Origin of the sequence: Segatella albensis DSM 11370 = JCM 12258 (assembly GCF_000426565.1) — a bacterium.
GTDB lineage: Bacteria > Bacteroidota > Bacteroidia > Bacteroidales > Bacteroidaceae > Prevotella > Prevotella albensis.
The window spans coordinates 138,456-154,955 of record NZ_AUFP01000007.1 but is presented as its reverse complement, the minus strand read 5'-3'; the positions used below and the strand labels follow the sequence as shown (position 1 = coordinate 154,955).

Genomic DNA, 16,500 nt, shown 5'->3' with positions numbered 1-16,500 from the left:
ATCGTCTCACGTTTGCGGACTGTCTGGGGATCAAAGCTGCCATCACGGTCACGAGGCGTCTCGACAGTCACTTCACCATATTGCGTCTGAACTGTCTTGGACATCTTTCCGTTGCGACGATTGCCGCTTTCACGGGATTCTTCATTCAGGTGAGCATCCATCTCACCCTCAAGAGCTGCATTCAAAATACGCTCCAACATAGGCGCCAAAGCACCTTCCTTACCAAACAATGGCTTGCCTGTACGTAATTGTTCGGCTGCCAACTTGTAATCAATTTCTTCGTTTGCCATCATAAAATAAACTATGTCTTACTACTTTTATTGTAGCCTGACACAGTTTACTTTACACTCTCTTTTTATTTGATGATTCTATAATAATCTTTTTTCCTTTCTTTTATAGTATGAGGATGACTTGAAGCATATCCCAATGCGAGGGCTCCGATTCCTAAAAGATTGTAATCTTTCAGGCCCCATTTCTCTAGTAGCGCCTTACCTTCTTCTGTTTCGAACATCTTGTCAGCTCTGTTTATCCAGCAAGAAGCAAGACCTATAGAGTGAGCGGCAAGCATCATATTACCAAGAACCAAAGATCCATCTTTTACGTTATTCTTGTTCTCTTTTGAGGCAAACACGAGAACAATAGTTGGCGCACCATAATATGGGTCTGATGATACTCCCATAATTTCCGCGTTCATCCTAATAAGTTCTTCTTTTTGTTCTTGATTCTGTACTGCAACAATCCATGGGTCTTGTGTTCCCTTGCCTGTAGCAGCCCAAGTACCAGCCTCCAATACGGTTTTTAGTTCATCGTCGTTGATCTGCTCAGACTTAAAGCGCCTGATGCTTCTTCTTTCTTTAATGGCTTTTAAAACTTCGTTTTCCATAATTGCAATATTTAGTTTCTAATTACATAGGGCATCCCATTCTACTTTCTTCTTCTATGTATTGTCCTAAGATGCGAGCTATACGGATGAGACCTTTCTTCAAAGTTTCTCTAGGGCAAGCCAGATTGATGCGTAAGTATCCTTCTCCGGATTTCTTGCCATATAGAGTTCCACTGTTTACAAGTACTTTTCCATCGTTGAGAAGTTCATTGTAGGCTTCGTCGCTAGAGAGTTCAAAACACATGATATCTATCCATGCTAAGTATGTACCTTCCAATTTGATGACTTCTACCTGAGGAAGTTCTTCTAAAATAAACTTTTTAAGATAGAGGTAGTTCTCATAAATGTATTGGTTGAGTTCATCAATCCATTCTCCACCTTTATTATATGCAGCTTGTAAGGCTACGATTCCGAAAGGGTTGACATCACAGATCTCAAATATGTTTATAGCACGATTTATCCTTCTTCTCCATACCGTATTCTCACATATAATGTTTGCAATTTGTAACCCTGCTATATTAAATGCCTTGGATGGTGAGTTTAAAATTATACTGTTGTTTTTACATTCATCACTGATAGACGCAAATGGGGTGTATGAATACCCAGGCATAACCAACTCACAATGTATTTCATCAGAGATAACTTTTACTCCATATTTTAGACATATGGAGTTCATGCGCTCTAACTCATCTTTAGTCCATACACGACCTGTTGGATTATGAGGGTTACAGAGAAGGAATATTGTCGTCTTTTCGTCTGCACATTTCTTTTCGAAGTCTTCAAAGTTGATTTTGTACGTATCTCCTTCTCTAATTAATTCATTCTCTATGATGCTGCAACCTTGGTTCCGAATGCTGGAAAAGAAACAATTATATACTGGTGTCTGAACGAGTACGTTTTCACCTGGCATTGCTAATGCTTTGATTGTTGCTGAGATAGCTGGTACAACGCCTGATGTGTATATGATAGAATTTCTGTCTATCGACCAATTGTGGCGGTTCTTAAACCATTGGATAATAGATTCATAATAAGAATCGGGTACAAGTGTATATCCAAATATTCCGTGGTTGGCCCTTTCTATAATAGCCTGTTTAATCTCTGGTGCAACCTCGAAATCCATGTCGGCTACCCAAAGTGGAATAATATCGTCTGCTACGATGTCCCATTTGTATGAATTTGTATTCTTTCTTGGGATAACTTGATTGAAATCGTATTTTGTCATATTTCTATAATTACTTTTTTATTTTCTTTCTTTGATGATACAACTTTTACCCTTGGCAAATGAATCGTATGTTATCTTCTTTATGTTATTGGCTACGATTTTTCCTGATATAGGGTTCTTGATTTCTGTGATATTCCCATTTATCGTTGCATCGATGTTGCTACTATCTTCGAAAACTCTGTCACATTCTTCATCAAACGTGCAGTCTTCTAGTTTTATTCCATCTAGATAGCATAGGGGTTGTTCGCCACGGATGTGACACCTTATTAATCTTATGTTTTTACTATGCCATGCAAGATATTCTCCGTTCAGTTCTGAGTCGTATACTGTTACGTTCTCACATTCCCAGAAACTGTCTTTTGTTGTAATCTTGGCATTGTGTATCTCTACATTCTTACAGTATTGAAATACGTACTTGGAATTTGTGATTAATCCATTCACGTAGATATCCTCAGAAAACATAAAAGGATATGTTCCATCGTGTAATTCCACATCTTTTATTTTCAGTCCTTTGACTCTCCAAAAGGTCTCATCGGCATCTGTAATTTTAACATGATCTAGTTCTAAGTTATTCATCTCTCTGAAAAACTTTGGACCATCTATGATGCAGTCTTTCATGAGCATATTATTGCTATACCAAATTGCAGATCTGCTGTTGGGCGCAAAATAACAATCGGTTATGATGCTGTTATCAACATGCCACAAAGGATATTTCCCATAAAAACTAGAATTGTGACATTCTATGTCTTTACAACATTTAATACCAGATTCACCATCTGTAATTGTAATGTTGTCTAGATTTACATCGTGGACTCCAAATAAAGGGCGCTCACCACCAAACTTCTTATCTTTTATGATTTCCATACCTCATTATTTGTTTAATGCTGCAAATATACAAATAAAGAATCAATTTTCAATTATCCCAATTACGGTTGTTGTTATATAATTAATATTTGTTTGAAGAATTATTTGTAGTTATTGATTTCTTGGGTATTTGTAGGTCTGTAGAATTGTTGGAAAAATAAAAAAGAAGCTAGGATTCAAATCCTAGCTTCTTTATCTATTTTGTGTAAAAACAAATCTTATATAGATTAGATGTTCGGATTCATCTCCTTCCACTGATCTACTGGAGGAACGATACCTAACTCTACGATCTCATCACGCATCTTGCAAAGGTGATCGTATGATTTCTTAAGATCTGCTAACTCTGCCTCAGTTCCTGTTGGCTCTGTGAAGTGTACACCTGTCTTATCGATAGTTGTTGGCATAGCCATCATTACATTCTTGAAACCAAGTGAGTCGTTGCTAACGAAACAACCTGCTGGTAAAGTAAATTTCTCACCACCCATAGCAGCTGCAATCATCTTAACAGCGTTGTAAGCTGGGCTCTGGAAAGAACTGCGGCCACGTAATTTGATGATGTTAGAACCACCCTGTACTGTGTGGTGCTTAATCTCTTCCCAACGCTCGTCAGAAAGTCCCATCTCTGCCAATGGCTTACCGTCAATCTTAACCTGTGAAGCAAATACTGCCATCTGCTCACCATGGCCACCATAAGTGTGTGCACCTGTAACTTTATCCTGTTGTACACCAAACTCCTCAGCCAAAGCTTGCTGAAGACGAGTAGAGTCAAGAGCTGCAAGTGAGGTAAGCTGATTTGGCTTCAAGCCTGAATGAATCAAGGTTGTTAATGCTGTAACGTCAGCTGGGTTGAAGATAACAACAACGTGCTCAACGTTTGGACAATATTTCTTGATGTTGTCACCAAACTCTGCAGCAATCTTACAGTTGCCTTTGAGAAGGTCCTCACGGGTCATACCCTCCTTACGAGGAGCACCACCTGATGAGATGATATATTTAGCACCAGTAAATGCCTTTTCAGGATCTGTTGTCCATGTGAGATTTGCTCCAGGGAATGCACATTGTGCCATTTCGTCATATACTCCGTGTACACCTGGCTCGAAAATATCATAAAGACAAATGTTTGGAGTAAGGCCAAGCATCATTGCGCTCTGTACCATGTTTGAGCCAATCATACCGCCTGCGCCTACGATGACCAGCTTGTCGTTTGTTAAATAGTTCATAACTACGTCTCTTTATTTAATTGTTTTAAATGTTTTTATGCTTGCGACCGCAAAGTTAATAAAATATAGTTTAAAAATAGCATTTATTTTGTTTTTAATTTGTTGTTTATTCTTAAAAAACTTACCTTTGTAATGTCTATATAGCAAAAAGTATGAATGTAGAAATCTGTAATCATTTACGTTCCCTTCGAGAATTCATGGAGCGTGAGCGCTTTTCGGCCTTTATTTTCCTTAGTTCTGATGCACATCAAAGTGAATATGTACCGGAACATTGGAAAGGAAGGGCGTGGATATCTGGCTTTGATGGGTCGGCTGGTATTGCTGTCGTAACGAAAAATGGAGCGGCCTTGTGGACTGACTCTAGATATTTCCTAGCTGCAGAATCTCAACTTCAGGATACTGAGTTTGTTTTGATGCGTGAGAAAATTGCGGGGACTCCTTCCATCTTTGAATGGCTGGAAGAACAACTTGAAAATGAGCAAAACAAAGTTGTTGGAATTGACGGTAATACGATTTCTTATGGCTTGGCAGATGTTTTCGTGAAGTCTTTAGACGTGTATGGAATCTCTATGAGATTCGATGTCGATCCTTTGGATTCTATCTGGAATAATCGTCCGCCTATTCCATCGAATGAAATTCGAAGGCATCCCGAAGAATTCTGTGGCGAAAGTACTTTGGCAAAAATAGATAGAATAAGACAAAAATTGAATGATTTGCGCTGTGAGGGAATGTTGGTATCTTCTTTGGATGACATTGCTTGGACGTTGAATCTTCGAGGTGATGATATTCATTGTACTCCAGTGTTTGTCTCTTATCTGTTTATAGGCAAGGAACGTGTGATATTGTTTGTTAATGATGAGAAAATTCCTACAGATGTAGCGAATTATCTACAAACGATAGATGTTTGTGTGGCCCCTTATGACAGTATTTGTACTTATTTCTCTAAGGAAGAAATGAAGTGCTCTGTTCTTCTTGATCCTGCGGAAACGAGCTATCGCGTATATAATGCGTTGAAAGATGGAAAGATAACTGTTGTTAGTGGAGAATCTCCAATCCCAAGAATGAAAGCCATTAAGAATCCGACGGAGATTAATGGCTTTAAAAATGCGATGGTCAAAGATGGTGTCGCTTTGGTTAAGTTTTTGAAATGGCTACGTCCAGCAGTAGAAGCAGGAGGACAGACAGAAATCTCTGTTAGCGATAAACTGGAGAGCCTTCGGTCAGAGAATGAAAATTATATAGGTCTTTCTTTTGACACCATTGCAGGGTATGAGTCTCATGGCGCAATCGTTCATTATGAAGCTGATGCTATTTCGGATGCAATGCTGTTACCTAAGGGATTTCTGCTTTTGGATAGTGGGGCTCAATATCAAGATGGTACTACTGATATTACGAGAACAATTCCGTTGGGACCTTTGACGGATGAGCAAAGGAAGATTTATACCTTGGTTCTTCGATCTCATATTCGATTGGAAATGGCTAAGTTCCCAGAGCTCGCGACAGGAACTCAAATAGATGCCATTTGTAGGGAACCTTTATGGGAACATGGCTTGAATTTCCTTCATGGTACAGGTCATGGCGTAGGATCTTTTCTAAGTGTTCATGAAGGGCCACACCAAATTAGAATGGAATATGTCAAAACTCCATTAGTTGCCGGTATGACCGTGACGGACGAACCTGGCATCTATGTGAAAGGAAAATTTGGAGTGCGAATAGAAAACACCTTATTAATAAAGAAATATAAGGATACCGATTTTGGAAGTTTCTTGCAAATGGAACCTCTTACTTTATGTCCGATAGATGTAGAACCGATAATTTCAGAGTTGATGGAACCAAAAGAAATAAACTGGTTGAATAATTACCATAAATTAGTAAATGAAAAATTGTCTCCATACTTAAATTCTGAAGAAAAAACGTGGTTAGAAGCAGAAACAAGACCAATCTAGACCTAAAAATATTAAAAATATTGAGAAAAAGTTGTTTGTTTCATAAAATAGATGTAATTTTGCACCCGCAAATTGTGGCTTCGGCTGCAATCAATCGTTATAACATATTAATAATTAAAAGATTAAAGCATGATTATTGTACCAGTTAAAGATGGTGAGAACATCGAAAGAGCTTTGAAAAAGTTCAAGAGAAAATTCGAAAAGACAGGTGTCGTTAAAGAGCTTCGTGCTCGTCAGCAGTATGACAAACCATCTGTAAAGAAGAGACTCAAGATGGAGCACGCTATCTACGTACAGCAACTTCGTACTAACGAAGAATAAAAACTTCGTTAAAAATTTGGTGGATTGAATTAATTTCCGTATATTCGTTGCCATAAAGATGAGCAACGTATATGATGAAGGAGGACTTTTTAAACTATCTTAGGCTTGAACTTTGTCGCTCAGAGCATACTGTAAAAGGTTATTCTGACGATTTGGATGCCTTTGAGTCGTTTTTTAAGAAATCTGACACTCTAAATTCTTGGGAATCAGTCGACGCCGATGTCGTACGGGATTGGGTGGAATCTATGATGGATGCCGGAAGTTCTGTAGCCTCGATAAATCGAAGGCTAAGCGCTTTGCGCTCCTTTTATAATTTCGCTGTTTCTCGTAATATAATAAGGTCTAATCCTGCTCGCTTTGTCCGTGGCCTCAAACAAGGCCGTCCTCTTCCTCAATTTCTAAAAGAAAAGGAGATGGATGCTCTTTTGGATGAACGTATGTGGGATATGGATGATTATGAGGATGTCTTGTTTCGTACAATTATAATGACATTTTATGAGACTGGCGTTAGATTGTCGGAATTGATTGGTTTGGATGATTCTTCTGTGAATCTGACAAATCGAGAAATAAAGGTTACCGGCAAGAGAAATAAACAACGTATAATACCTTTGGGTGAAGAACTTTTGTTGACTCTTCAGGGGTATATGAACTTTAGAAATTCTAAAATATCACGTAAAAGTGATGCTGTGTTTCTCTCTGTGAAGGGGGATAGACTTAAAAGCTATCAAGTTCAATACGGGGTTAAAAAGAATTTGTCACGGGTTTGCTCTTTAAAAGAACGAACTCCTCATGTATTGAGGCATTCTTTTGCAACGGCAATGCTGAACCATGAGGCGGGGCTTGAAAGTTTGAAAAAGCTGTTAGGGCATGCGAGTCTTACAACAACAGAGATTTATACGCATACAACCTTTGAACAGCTTAAAAAAGTTTATAAGAATGCCCACCCGCGGGCTTAACCTTTAATAAAATAAGGAGGTCATTATGGAAATTAGAATTAAATCGATTCATTTCGATGCCACTGAGAAATTACAGGCGTTTATCGAAAAGAAAACTGCCAAGTTGGAAAAATCATTTGAAGATATACAGAAAGTAGAGGTGCAATTAAAGGTCGTTAAGCCTGCTACCGCATTGAATAAGGAAACTTCTATTACGGTTGATGTCCCTGGTAATACATTACATGTGACAAAGACATGTGATACTTTTGAAGAGGGTGTTGATCAGAGTGTAGATGCGTTGAAGGTTCAATTGACTAAATACAAAGAAAAAATACGTAATCATTAAAAAAAACACGAAAAAGTTTTGGTGATTAAAAAATAATTCGTATCTTTGCAGCCGTTTTACAACAGGTCTTAAAAGCCGATTGTCGGCTGCATAGATTTGCCTCTTTAGCTCAGTTGGCCAGAGCACGTGATTTGTAATCTCGGGGTCGTTGGTTCGAATCCGACAAGAGGCTCAAAAGGGTAGTTTCCAGAGTGGCCAAATGGGGCAGACTGTAAATCTGCTGCTTCTAGCTTCGGTGGTTCGAATCCATCACTACCCACATTTGCGGAAATAGCTCAGTTGATAGAGCACTAGCCTTCCAAGCTGGGGGTCGCGGGTTTGAGCCCCGTTTTCCGCTCTAACGATGCTGTAATAGCTCAGTGGTAGAGCACTTCCTTGGTAAGGAAGAGGTCCTGAGTTCAACTCTCAGTTACAGCTCTGCATAGGTCTTTTAGCATCTTGGCAGAAAAACATTATTGATAAATCATTTATTTAAATAAAAAAGAAAAGCTATGGCTAAGGAAGAATTCGTACGTACCAAACCGCACGTTAATATTGGTACAATCGGTCATGTTGACCACGGTAAAACAACTCTTACTGCTGCAATTTCTAAAGTTTTGAATGAGAAACTTGGTACAGCTGAAGATGTTAAGTCTTTCGATCAGATTGATAATGCTCCTGAGGAGAAAGAGCGTGGTATTACTATTAACACTGCTCACATCGAGTATGAAACTGCAAAGCGTCATTATGCACACGTTGACTGTCCGGGTCACGCTGACTATGTAAAGAACATGGTTACTGGTGCTGCTCAGATGGATGGTGCAATCTTGGTAGTTGCTGCAACTGATGGTCCTATGCCTCAGACACGTGAGCACGTACTTTTGGCACGTCAGGTAAATGTTCCTCGTTTGGTCGTTTTCTTGAATAAGTGTGATATGGTTGACGATGAGGAGATGCTTGAACTCGTTGAAATGGAAGTTCATGAAATCCTTGACCAGTATGGCTACGAGGAGGATACTCCAATCGTTCGTGGCTCTGCACTTGGTGCTTTGAACGATGTTGATAAGTGGGTTGACTCTGTTGTTGAGTTGATGGACACTGTCGATGAGTGGATCCAGGAGCCAGAGCGTGAGGTTGATAAGCCTTTCTTGATGCCTGTTGAGGATGTATTCTCTATCACAGGTCGTGGTACTGTAGCTACAGGTCGTATCGAAACTGGTAGATGTAAGGTCGGTGACGAAGTTCAGTTGCTCGGTCTTGGTGAAGATAAGAAGTCAGTTATTACTGGTGTTGAGATGTTCCGTAAGACATTGCCAGAAGGTGAAGCTGGTGATAACGTAGGTTTGCTTCTCCGTGGTATCGATAAGGAAGAGGTTAAGCGTGGTATGGTTGTTGTACATCCAGGTGCTATCACTCCTCATGATCACTTCAAGGCTTCTATCTACGTATTGAAGAAAGAAGAGGGTGGTCGTCATACTCCATTCGGTAATAAGTATCGTCCTCAGTTCTATCTCCGTACTATGGACTGTACTGGTGAGATCAAGCTTCCAGAAGGTGTAGAAATGGTTATGCCTGGTGATAACGTTGAGATTGAGGTTGAGCTTATCTACAAGGTTGCTTTGAACGAAGGTCTTCGTTTCGCTATCCGTGAAGGTGGTCGTACCGTTGGTTCTGGTCAGATTACTGCAATTCTTGACGATATCAAGTAATTAAAACTATATAACTAGTCTCCGTTCTTTACGGAGCGGAGACTATCTACGGGTTTAGCTCAGTTGGTAGAGCACTGGTCTCCAAAACCAGGTGTCGAGAGTTCGAGTCTTTCAACCCGTGCTAATTGATAAACAATATGCTTAATAAGATAGTAAATTATTGCAAAGCTTGTTTTGATGAGCTTGCGCATAAAACTACTTGGCCGACACCTCGTGAATTGACTCACAGCGCAGTGGTTGTTTTATCTGCTTCCCTTGTCATTGCTCTGGTAGTATTCGCTATGGATTCAGCTTTTAGTTGGATTATGGGTGTTGTTTATCCAGGTTAATATTAAAGGAAAATGGCAGAATTAGGAAATAAATGGTATGTATTTAAGGCTGTTAGCGGTAAAGAAGCTAAGCTGAAAGAATATATCGAGGCTGAGATGAAACATAATGATTTACTGGCATCTCATGTTTCTCAGGTTTTGATTCCTTTGGAGAAACATGCTTCAATGCGTGCTGGTAAACGTGTGGTTAAGGAGAAAGTTTCTTTGCCTGGTTATGTTTTTATTGAAGCTAATCTTCAAGGTGATGTTGCTTCAACCTTGAGATTTATGCCTAATTGTTTAGGAGTCTTAGGAGGACTTGATAATCCTACTCCGGTTCCTCAGTCTGATATTAATAGAATGTTGGGTACTGCTGAGGAAACTGAAATCGAAGAAAATCTTGATATCCCATATGTAGTAGATGAAACCGTTAAGGTTATTGATGGTCCTTTCAGTGGCTTTAGTGGTGTAATCGAAGAGGTTAATGCTGAAAAGCATAAACTGAAAGTTATGGTGAAGATTTTTGGTCGTAAGACTCCATTGGAATTAGGTTATATGCAAGTTGAAAAAGAAGGATAAACTTGGTGTTACGATAGTTTGTCCTAATATGGCTAAAAGGGCTTCCACTTTTATAGCTTATATTAATCAATTAATTTATTAACAAAAGAAATGGCTAAAGAAGTTGCTGGATTAATCAAATTACAGATTAAAGGTGGCGCTGCGAATCCTTCTCCTCCAGTAGGACCTGCTCTGGGTTCTAAGGGTATTAATATCATGGGATTCTGCAAAGAATTTAACGCCCGTACCCAGGATAAGGCTGGTAAGGTCTTACCAGTTGTTATTACGTACTATACTGATAAGTCATTTGATTTCATCATTAAGACTCCACCTGCAGCTGTTCAGTTGAAAGATGCTGCTAAGGTAAAGAAGGGTTCTGGTCAGCCTAATCGTCAGAAGGTTGCTACTATTACTTGGGATCAAGTAAAGGCTATCGCTGAGGATAAAATGAAAGACTTGAATTGCTTTACAGTTGAGTCTGCAATGAGATTGATTGCTGGTACAGCTCGTAGTATGGGTATTTCTGTAAAAGGGGACTTCCCTGGTAAATAATTTAAAACTTCAATTAAGAAAATGAGTAAACTGACAAAAAATCAAAAATCAGTAGCTGATAAAGTTGAAGCAGGGAAGGCATACACATTGAAAGAGGCTGCAGAGTTAGTAAAGGAGATTACTACTACTAAGTTTGATGCATCTCTTGATATTGATGTACGTCTAGGTGTAGATCCACGTAAAGCTAACCAGATGGTTCGTGGCGTTGTTTCATTGCCAAATGGTACCGGTAAGGTTACTCGTGTTCTTGCACTTTGTACTCCTGATCAGGAAGCTGCTGCTAAAGAAGCAGGTGCTGATTACGTTGGTCTTGACGAGTATGTTGAAAAGATCAAAGGTGGTTGGACAGATGTTGATGTAATTATCACAATGCCTTCTTGCATGGGTAAGATTGGACCTTTAGGTCGTGTGTTAGGTCCTCGTGGACTTATGCCTAACCCTAAGAGTGGCACTGTTACAATGGATGTTGCTAAGGCAGTTAAGGATGTAAAGCAGGGTAAGATTGATTTCAAAGTTGATAAGGCTGGTATTATCCATACTTCAATTGGTAAGATCTCTATGTCTGCTGATCAAATCTACGGTAACGCAAAAGAGTTTATCTCTACTGTTATTCGTTTGAAACCTGCTGCTGCAAAGGGTACATACCTAAAGAGTATCTTCCTTTCTAGCACTATGAGTAAGGGTATCAAGATTGATCCTAAATCAGTTGAAACACTCTAAAAGTTTGTAAAGATGAAGAAAGAAGAAAAAGATACTATTGTAACCGAGCTTGGTCAGAAGTTGGCTGAATATCCTCATTTCTATCTTGTAGATGTTACAGGTTTAGATGCTGAGGCAACTAGTAAGCTTCGTCGTAAGTGTTTCCAGAGCGAAATTAAAATGGTTGTTGTTAAAAACAAACTTTTGATTAAGGCTTTGGATGCTTCAGAGGTCGATTTTGAACCTTTGTATGCAAGTTTAAAAGGTAATACTGCTGTTTTGTTCGCACAGACAGCTAATGTTCCTGCTAAACTTTTGAAGGATTATAAGAAGGAAGGTATTCCTGCCCTTAAAGCTGCTTATGCAGAGGAAAGCTTCTATGTTGGAGCTGATAAACTGGATGAGCTTGCTGCTCTTAAGAGTAAGAACGAAGTTATTGCAGAGATTGTTACTTTGTTGCAGTCTCCAGCGAAGAATGTCGTATCTGCTCTTCAGTCAGGTGCAAACACTATTCATGGTGTGCTTAAGACATTAGGCGAGCGTCCTGAGTAATTTTTAATGTCACATCAAAAATTAAAGTATAAACAAAATTAAATTTTTAGAATAAAATGGCAGACGTAAAAGCTATTGCAGAAGAATTAGTAAATCTTACTGTTAAGGAAGTTAATGAGTTGGCAACAGTCCTGAAGGACGAGTATGGTATTGAGCCTGCTGCTGCAGCTGTTGCTGTAGCTGCTGGTCCTGCAGCAGGTGGTGCAGCCGCTGCTGAGGAGAAGTCAGAGTTCGATGTTGAGCTTACTGACGCTGGTGCAAACAAACTTAAGGTTGTTAAGGCCGTTAAGGAGGCTTGTGGTCTTGGTTTGAAGGAAGCTAAGGATCTTGTTGATGCTGCTCCTGCTGTAATTAAGGAAGGTGTTGCTAAGGACGAGGCTGAGAATCTGAAGAAGACTATCGAGGCTGAGGGTGCTAAGGTAACTCTTAAGTAATTAGAGCCTAATGGAGTAGTTTCTACTCCAATTCATATATGGTTAGGATTTGCCAAGTAGGTATGTCCTAACCATTTTGTGTCTTTTGGCACTTTATAAAAAACTGTTTTATTCAGATTAATAACACTGTTCAATTTCTTCTAATGACAAAATTAGTTAATAATAGAATTAACTTCGCAAGCGTACATAATCCGTATCCATATCCGGATTTTCTCGATGTGCAGTTAAAGTCTTTCAGAGATTTCTTACAGTTGGATACTCCGCCTGAGGAACGTAAGAACGACGGCTTATACAAAGTGTTCGCTGAGAATTTTCCAATTACCGATACGCGTAATAATTTCGTTCTTGAGTTCTTGGATTACTATATCGATCCACCTCGTTATTCTATTGATGAATGTCTTGAGCGTGGCTTGACTTATAGCGTACCTTTAAAGGCTAAGATGAAACTGTATTGTACTGATCCTGATCATGAGGATTTTGGTACATTTATTCAGGATGTTTTCTTAGGAACCATCCCTTATATGACAGAAAACGGTACTTTTGTCATTAATGGTGCTGAACGTGTTGTTGTTGCTCAGTTGCATCGTTCTCCTGGTGTATTCTTTGGCCAGGGTGTACATGCAAATGGTACTGTTCTTTATTCTGCTCGTATTATTCCTTTTAAGGGTAGTTGGATAGAGTTCGCAACTGATATTAATAGTGTCATGTATGCTTACATTGACCGTAAGAAAAAGTTGCCTGTTACAACTTTGTTGCGCGCTATTGGTTTTGAGCAGGATAAGGATATTCTTCAGATCTTCGACCTTGCTGAAGAAGTTAAGGTTAACAAGAAGAATATGAAGGCTGCTATTGGACGTAAATTAGCAGCTCGTGTTCTTAAAAGCTGGAATGAAGATTTCGTTGACGAGGATACCGGTGAAGTTGTTTCCATTGAACGTAATGAGGTTATTATGGAGCGCGAAACCGAGTTGACAGAAGATAATATTGAGGAAATTCTTGAAAGTGGTGCTTCTACAGTTCTTCTTCATAAGGATGAGGAGGTCGCTAATAAGTATTCTATTATCTTTAATACCTTGGCAAAGGACCCAAGTAATTCTGAAAAAGAAGCTGTAAATTATATCTATAGACAGTTGAGAAATGCTGATCCTGCGGACGATGCTAGTGCACGTGAGGTGTTCCAGAATCTGTTCTTCTCAGATAAGAGATATGATTTGGGTGAAGTAGGTCGCTATAGAATTAATAAGAAACTTGGTTTGGATATCGATTCTGATACTCGTGTTCTTACCAAAGAAGATATTATTGAGATTATAAAGTATCTCATTAAACTTATTAATTCAAATGCTACTGTTGATGATATTGACCACTTGTCAAATCGTCGTGTTAGAACTGTTGGCGAGCAACTCGCTAACCAATTCTCTATTGGTTTGGCTCGAATGAGTCGTACTATTAGAGAGAGAATGAACGTTCGCGATAATGAGGTGTTTACTCCAACAGATTTGATTAATGCTAAGACAATCTCTAGTGTTATAAATTCTTTCTTTGGAACTAACCCTTTGAGCCAGTTTATGGATCAGACCAATCCTTTGGCTGAAGTTACGCACAAGCGTCGTCTGTCAGCGTTAGGTCCTGGTGGCTTGTCTCGTGAGCGTGCTGGATTCGAGGTTCGTGATGTGCATTATACGCATTATGGTCGTCTTTGTCCTATTGAAAGTCCAGAAGGTCCTAACATTGGATTGATTTCTTCATTATGTGTCTATGCTACTATTAATGAATTAGGCTTTATTGAGACTCCTTATCGTAAGGTTACGGATGGTGTCGTTGATATGTCTAATGATGATGTTGTCTTCTTGACCGCTGAGGAAGAGGATGGAAAACTTGTTGCTCAAGGTAATGCTCCATTAAATGAAGATGGCACATTTATTCGTAGTGTAGTACACTGTCGTGAAAATGCTGATTTCCCTGTTGTAGAACCTACACAGGTTGATTATATGGATGTTGCTCCACAGCAGATTGCATCTGTTTCTGCATCTTTAATTCCATTCTTGGAGCATGATGATGGTCACCGTGCTTTGATGGGTTGTAATATGATGCGTCAGGCTGTTCCTTTGCTTCATAATGATGCTCCAATTGTTGGAACTGGTCTGGAAAAACAGGTTTGTGAGGATTCTCGTACTCAGGTAACAGCTGAAGGTGAGGGTGTTATTGAGTATGTTGATGCAACTACAATTCGTATTCTTTATGATCGTACAGAGGAAGAAGAGTTTGTAAGTTTTGAGCCTGCTCTTAAGGAATATAGAATACCTAAATTCCGTAGAACAAACCAAAACATGACAATAGACTTGCGTCCTATTTGTAATAAGGGACAAAGAGTTAAGAAGGGTGATATTTTGACTGAGGGTTATGCAACAGAAAATGGTGAATTAGCTTTAGGTCGTAACCTTCTTGTTGCTTATATTCCTTGGAAAGGTTATAACTACGAGGATGCTGTAGTTATTTCTGAGCGTATGGTACGTGAGGATGTTCTGACTTCTGTACATGTGGATGAATATTCTCTTGATGTTCGTGAGACAAAGAGAGGTACTGAGGAGTTTACTTCTGATATTCCTAATGTTAGCGAAGAGGCTACTAAAGATCTTGATGATAATGGTATTATTCGTGTTGGCGCACGTGTAGAACCTGGCGATATCTTGATCGGAAAGATTTCTCCAAAGGGTGAAAGTGATCCTTCTCCAGAAGAGAAATTGCTTCGTGCTATCTTTGGTGATAAGGCAGGTGACGTTAAAGACTCTTCTTTGAAGGCTAATCCTTCTTTGAGTGGTGTTGTAATTGATAAGAAGTTGTTCTCTAGAGCTGTTAAGACCCGTGAGTCTAAGAAGCAGGATAAGATAATCCTTGCCAAAATAGATGAGGAATATGAGGCTAAAGATAATGACTTAAAGGATATCTTGGTTGATAAACTTTTGACTCTCACAGAGGGGAAAACTTGTCAGGGCGTTAAGGACTATAGTGGTGCAGAGGTTATTACTAAGGGTAGTAAGTTTACAGCACCAGCTTTGAAAAATCTGGAATATGATGGTATTCAAAGTAATGATTGGACTGAGGATGAACATGTAAATGGTTTGATTCAGAGCCTGATCATGAATTATATACGTAAATACAAACTTCTTGATGCGGAGTTAAAACGTAGAAAGTTTGCTATTACTATTGGTGATGAATTACCTTCTGGTATTTTACAGATGGCTAAGGTGTATGTGGCTAAGAAACGTAAAATCCAAGTTGGTGATAAGCTAGCCGGTCGTCATGGTAATAAGGGTATTGTTTCAAAGGTTGTTCGAACAGAGGATATGCCTTTCCTTGAGGATGGACGTCCTGTTGATTTGGTCTTGAACCCAATGGGTGTGCCTTCTCGTATGAACTTGGGTCAGATCTTTGAGGCTATTCTTGGTGCTGCAGGTAAGAAATTAGGTGTTAAGTTTGCTACTCCTATCTTTGATGGTGCAAAACTTAAAGACTTACAGGAATGGACTGATAAGGCTGGTCTTCCACGTCTATGCTCTACTTATATCTATGATGGTGAGACAGGAGAAAAGTTTGATCAGCCTGCTACTATTGGTATGACATACTTCTTGAAGTTAGGTCATATGGTAGAGGATAAGATGCATGCTCGTTCAATTGGACCTTACAGTTTGATTACTCAGCAGCCACTTGGTGGTAAGGCTCAATTTGGTGGTCAGCGTTTTGGAGAGATGGAGGTTTGGGCCATTGAGGCATTTGGCGCAAGTCACGTTCTGCAGGAAATATTAACTATTAAGAGTGATGATGTTGTTGGTCGTTCTAAGGCTTATGAGGCTATTGTTAAGGGCGACACAATGCCAACTCCTGGTATTCCTGAATCTTTGAATGTCTTGCTTCATGAGCTCCGAGGCCTAGGACTTAGCATCAAGCTTGATTAAATCACAACCCTAAATTAGA

At 39.3% G+C, this 16,500-nt stretch carries 17 protein-coding genes and 5 tRNA genes; 17 read left to right on the top strand and 5 right to left on the bottom strand.

From position 1 onward, the window contains the following. The 5 genes from K333_RS0105925 to K333_RS0105905 all read right to left on the bottom strand — a co-directional run. The coding region (locus K333_RS0105925; RefSeq protein ID WP_036889083.1) for a transposase at positions 1–290 on the bottom strand (290 nt) is incomplete at its 3' end. A 65-nt stretch (positions 291–355) separates the two neighbouring features. Continuing rightward, positions 356–883: a nitroreductase family protein gene (locus K333_RS0105920; protein ID WP_024989755.1), complete on the bottom strand. Its 528-nt coding sequence runs from the start codon at positions 881–883 to the stop codon at positions 356–358. 22 nt (positions 884–905) lie between these two features. After that, on the bottom strand, positions 906–2,105 hold the full coding sequence (locus K333_RS0105915) for a MalY/PatB family protein (RefSeq protein WP_024989754.1): 1,200 nt from the start codon (positions 2,103–2,105) through the stop codon (positions 906–908). Positions 2,106–2,123: 18 nt separating this feature from the next. Continuing rightward, positions 2,124–2,969 (bottom strand): DUF3737 family protein, encoded by an 846-nt coding sequence (locus K333_RS0105910; protein WP_024989753.1) that lies wholly within the window; start codon positions 2,967–2,969, stop codon positions 2,124–2,126. A 227-nt stretch (positions 2,970–3,196) separates the two neighbouring features. Then, positions 3,197–4,189 (bottom strand): malate dehydrogenase, encoded by a 993-nt coding sequence (locus tag K333_RS0105905; RefSeq protein ID WP_024989752.1) that lies wholly within the window; start codon positions 4,187–4,189, stop codon positions 3,197–3,199. 152 nt (positions 4,190–4,341) lie between these two features. Between K333_RS0105905 and K333_RS0105900 the strand changes: the two genes are divergently transcribed. The 17 genes from K333_RS0105900 (at position 4,342) to rpoB (ending at position 16,481) form a co-directional block, all read left to right on the top strand. Next, entirely contained in the window at positions 4,342–6,135 is a 1,794-nt protein-coding gene (locus K333_RS0105900) for an aminopeptidase P family protein (RefSeq protein ID WP_027452445.1), read from the top strand. 129 nt (positions 6,136–6,264) lie between these two features. Then, positions 6,265–6,456, top strand: a complete 192-nt coding sequence (gene rpsU, locus K333_RS0105895; RefSeq protein WP_024989750.1) for a 30S ribosomal protein S21 — start codon at positions 6,265–6,267, stop codon at positions 6,454–6,456. 71 nt (positions 6,457–6,527) lie between these two features. After that, positions 6,528–7,412 (top strand): tyrosine-type recombinase/integrase, encoded by an 885-nt coding sequence (locus K333_RS0105890; RefSeq protein ID WP_024989749.1) that lies wholly within the window; start codon positions 6,528–6,530, stop codon positions 7,410–7,412. Positions 7,413–7,437: 25 nt separating this feature from the next. Beyond that, positions 7,438–7,737 carry a ribosome hibernation-promoting factor, HPF/YfiA family gene (gene hpf, locus K333_RS0105885; protein ID WP_027452444.1) on the top strand — a complete coding sequence of 100 codons (300 nt, stop codon included), beginning with the start codon at positions 7,438–7,440 and terminating at the stop codon, positions 7,735–7,737. Positions 7,738–7,835: 98 nt separating this feature from the next. Beyond that, a tRNA-Thr gene (locus tag K333_RS0105880) sits at positions 7,836–7,909 on the top strand. A gap of 5 nt (positions 7,910–7,914) precedes the next feature. Next, positions 7,915–7,996 (top strand) — tRNA-Tyr (locus K333_RS0105875). 5 nt (positions 7,997–8,001) lie between these two features. Continuing rightward, a tRNA-Gly gene (locus K333_RS0105870) sits at positions 8,002–8,074 on the top strand. 8 nt (positions 8,075–8,082) lie between these two features. After that, positions 8,083–8,154, top strand: a tRNA-Thr gene (locus tag K333_RS0105865). 74 nt (positions 8,155–8,228) lie between these two features. Next, positions 8,229–9,425, top strand: coding sequence for an elongation factor Tu (gene tuf, locus K333_RS0105860; RefSeq protein ID WP_024989748.1), 1,197 nt, complete (start codon positions 8,229–8,231; stop codon positions 9,423–9,425). 48 nt (positions 9,426–9,473) lie between these two features. Then, positions 9,474–9,546: transfer RNA gene (locus K333_RS0105855), tRNA-Trp, on the top strand. A 16-nt stretch (positions 9,547–9,562) separates the two neighbouring features. After that, complete coding sequence (gene secE / locus K333_RS12925) at positions 9,563–9,754, top strand: preprotein translocase subunit SecE (protein WP_081657213.1); 192 nt, start codon at positions 9,563–9,565, stop codon at positions 9,752–9,754. A 12-nt stretch (positions 9,755–9,766) separates the two neighbouring features. Then, positions 9,767–10,312 carry a transcription termination/antitermination protein NusG gene (gene nusG / locus K333_RS0105850; protein WP_024989747.1) on the top strand — a complete coding sequence of 182 codons (546 nt, stop codon included), beginning with the start codon at positions 9,767–9,769 and terminating at the stop codon, positions 10,310–10,312. Between the two features lie 90 nt (positions 10,313–10,402). Beyond that, complete coding sequence (gene rplK, locus K333_RS0105845; protein WP_024989746.1) at positions 10,403–10,843, top strand: 50S ribosomal protein L11; 441 nt, start codon at positions 10,403–10,405, stop codon at positions 10,841–10,843. 21 nt (positions 10,844–10,864) lie between these two features. Next, entirely contained in the window at positions 10,865–11,563 is a 699-nt protein-coding gene (gene rplA, locus K333_RS0105840; protein WP_024989745.1) for a 50S ribosomal protein L1, read from the top strand. Positions 11,564–11,575: 12 nt separating this feature from the next. Beyond that, a complete protein-coding gene (gene rplJ / locus K333_RS0105835; RefSeq protein WP_024989744.1) occupies positions 11,576–12,094 on the top strand; it encodes a 50S ribosomal protein L10 in 519 nt (172 codons plus the stop codon). A 56-nt stretch (positions 12,095–12,150) separates the two neighbouring features. Then, positions 12,151–12,528, top strand: a complete 378-nt coding sequence (gene rplL, locus K333_RS0105830; protein ID WP_024989743.1) for a 50S ribosomal protein L7/L12 — start codon at positions 12,151–12,153, stop codon at positions 12,526–12,528. Positions 12,529–12,671: 143 nt separating this feature from the next. Beyond that, complete coding sequence (gene rpoB, locus K333_RS0105825; RefSeq protein WP_027452443.1) at positions 12,672–16,481, top strand: DNA-directed RNA polymerase subunit beta; 3,810 nt, start codon at positions 12,672–12,674, stop codon at positions 16,479–16,481. The last annotated feature ends 19 nt before the right edge of the window (positions 16,482–16,500 follow it).

Coding starts and splice junctions, on each gene's coding strand:
- K333_RS0105920 (WP_024989755.1), bottom strand. CDS start 883: ATGGAAAACGAAGTTTTAAAAGCCATTAAAGAAAGAAGAAGCATCAGG.
- K333_RS0105915 (WP_024989754.1), bottom strand. CDS start 2,105: ATGACAAAATACGATTTCAATCAAGTTATCCCAAGAAAGAATACAAAT.
- K333_RS0105910 (WP_024989753.1), bottom strand. CDS start 2,969: ATGGAAATCATAAAAGATAAGAAGTTTGGTGGTGAGCGCCCTTTATTT.
- K333_RS0105905 (WP_024989752.1), bottom strand. CDS start 4,189: ATGAACTATTTAACAAACGACAAGCTGGTCATCGTAGGCGCAGGCGGT.
- K333_RS0105900 (WP_027452445.1), top strand. CDS start 4,342: ATGAATGTAGAAATCTGTAATCATTTACGTTCCCTTCGAGAATTCATG.
- rpsU (WP_024989750.1), top strand. CDS start 6,265: ATGATTATTGTACCAGTTAAAGATGGTGAGAACATCGAAAGAGCTTTG.
- K333_RS0105890 (WP_024989749.1), top strand. CDS start 6,528: ATGATGAAGGAGGACTTTTTAAACTATCTTAGGCTTGAACTTTGTCGC.
- hpf (WP_027452444.1), top strand. CDS start 7,438: ATGGAAATTAGAATTAAATCGATTCATTTCGATGCCACTGAGAAATTA.
- tuf (WP_024989748.1), top strand. CDS start 8,229: ATGGCTAAGGAAGAATTCGTACGTACCAAACCGCACGTTAATATTGGT.
- secE (WP_081657213.1), top strand. CDS start 9,563: ATGCTTAATAAGATAGTAAATTATTGCAAAGCTTGTTTTGATGAGCTT.
- nusG (WP_024989747.1), top strand. CDS start 9,767: ATGGCAGAATTAGGAAATAAATGGTATGTATTTAAGGCTGTTAGCGGT.
- rplK (WP_024989746.1), top strand. CDS start 10,403: ATGGCTAAAGAAGTTGCTGGATTAATCAAATTACAGATTAAAGGTGGC.
- rplA (WP_024989745.1), top strand. CDS start 10,865: ATGAGTAAACTGACAAAAAATCAAAAATCAGTAGCTGATAAAGTTGAA.
- rplJ (WP_024989744.1), top strand. CDS start 11,576: ATGAAGAAAGAAGAAAAAGATACTATTGTAACCGAGCTTGGTCAGAAG.
- rplL (WP_024989743.1), top strand. CDS start 12,151: ATGGCAGACGTAAAAGCTATTGCAGAAGAATTAGTAAATCTTACTGTT.
- rpoB (WP_027452443.1), top strand. CDS start 12,672: ATGACAAAATTAGTTAATAATAGAATTAACTTCGCAAGCGTACATAAT.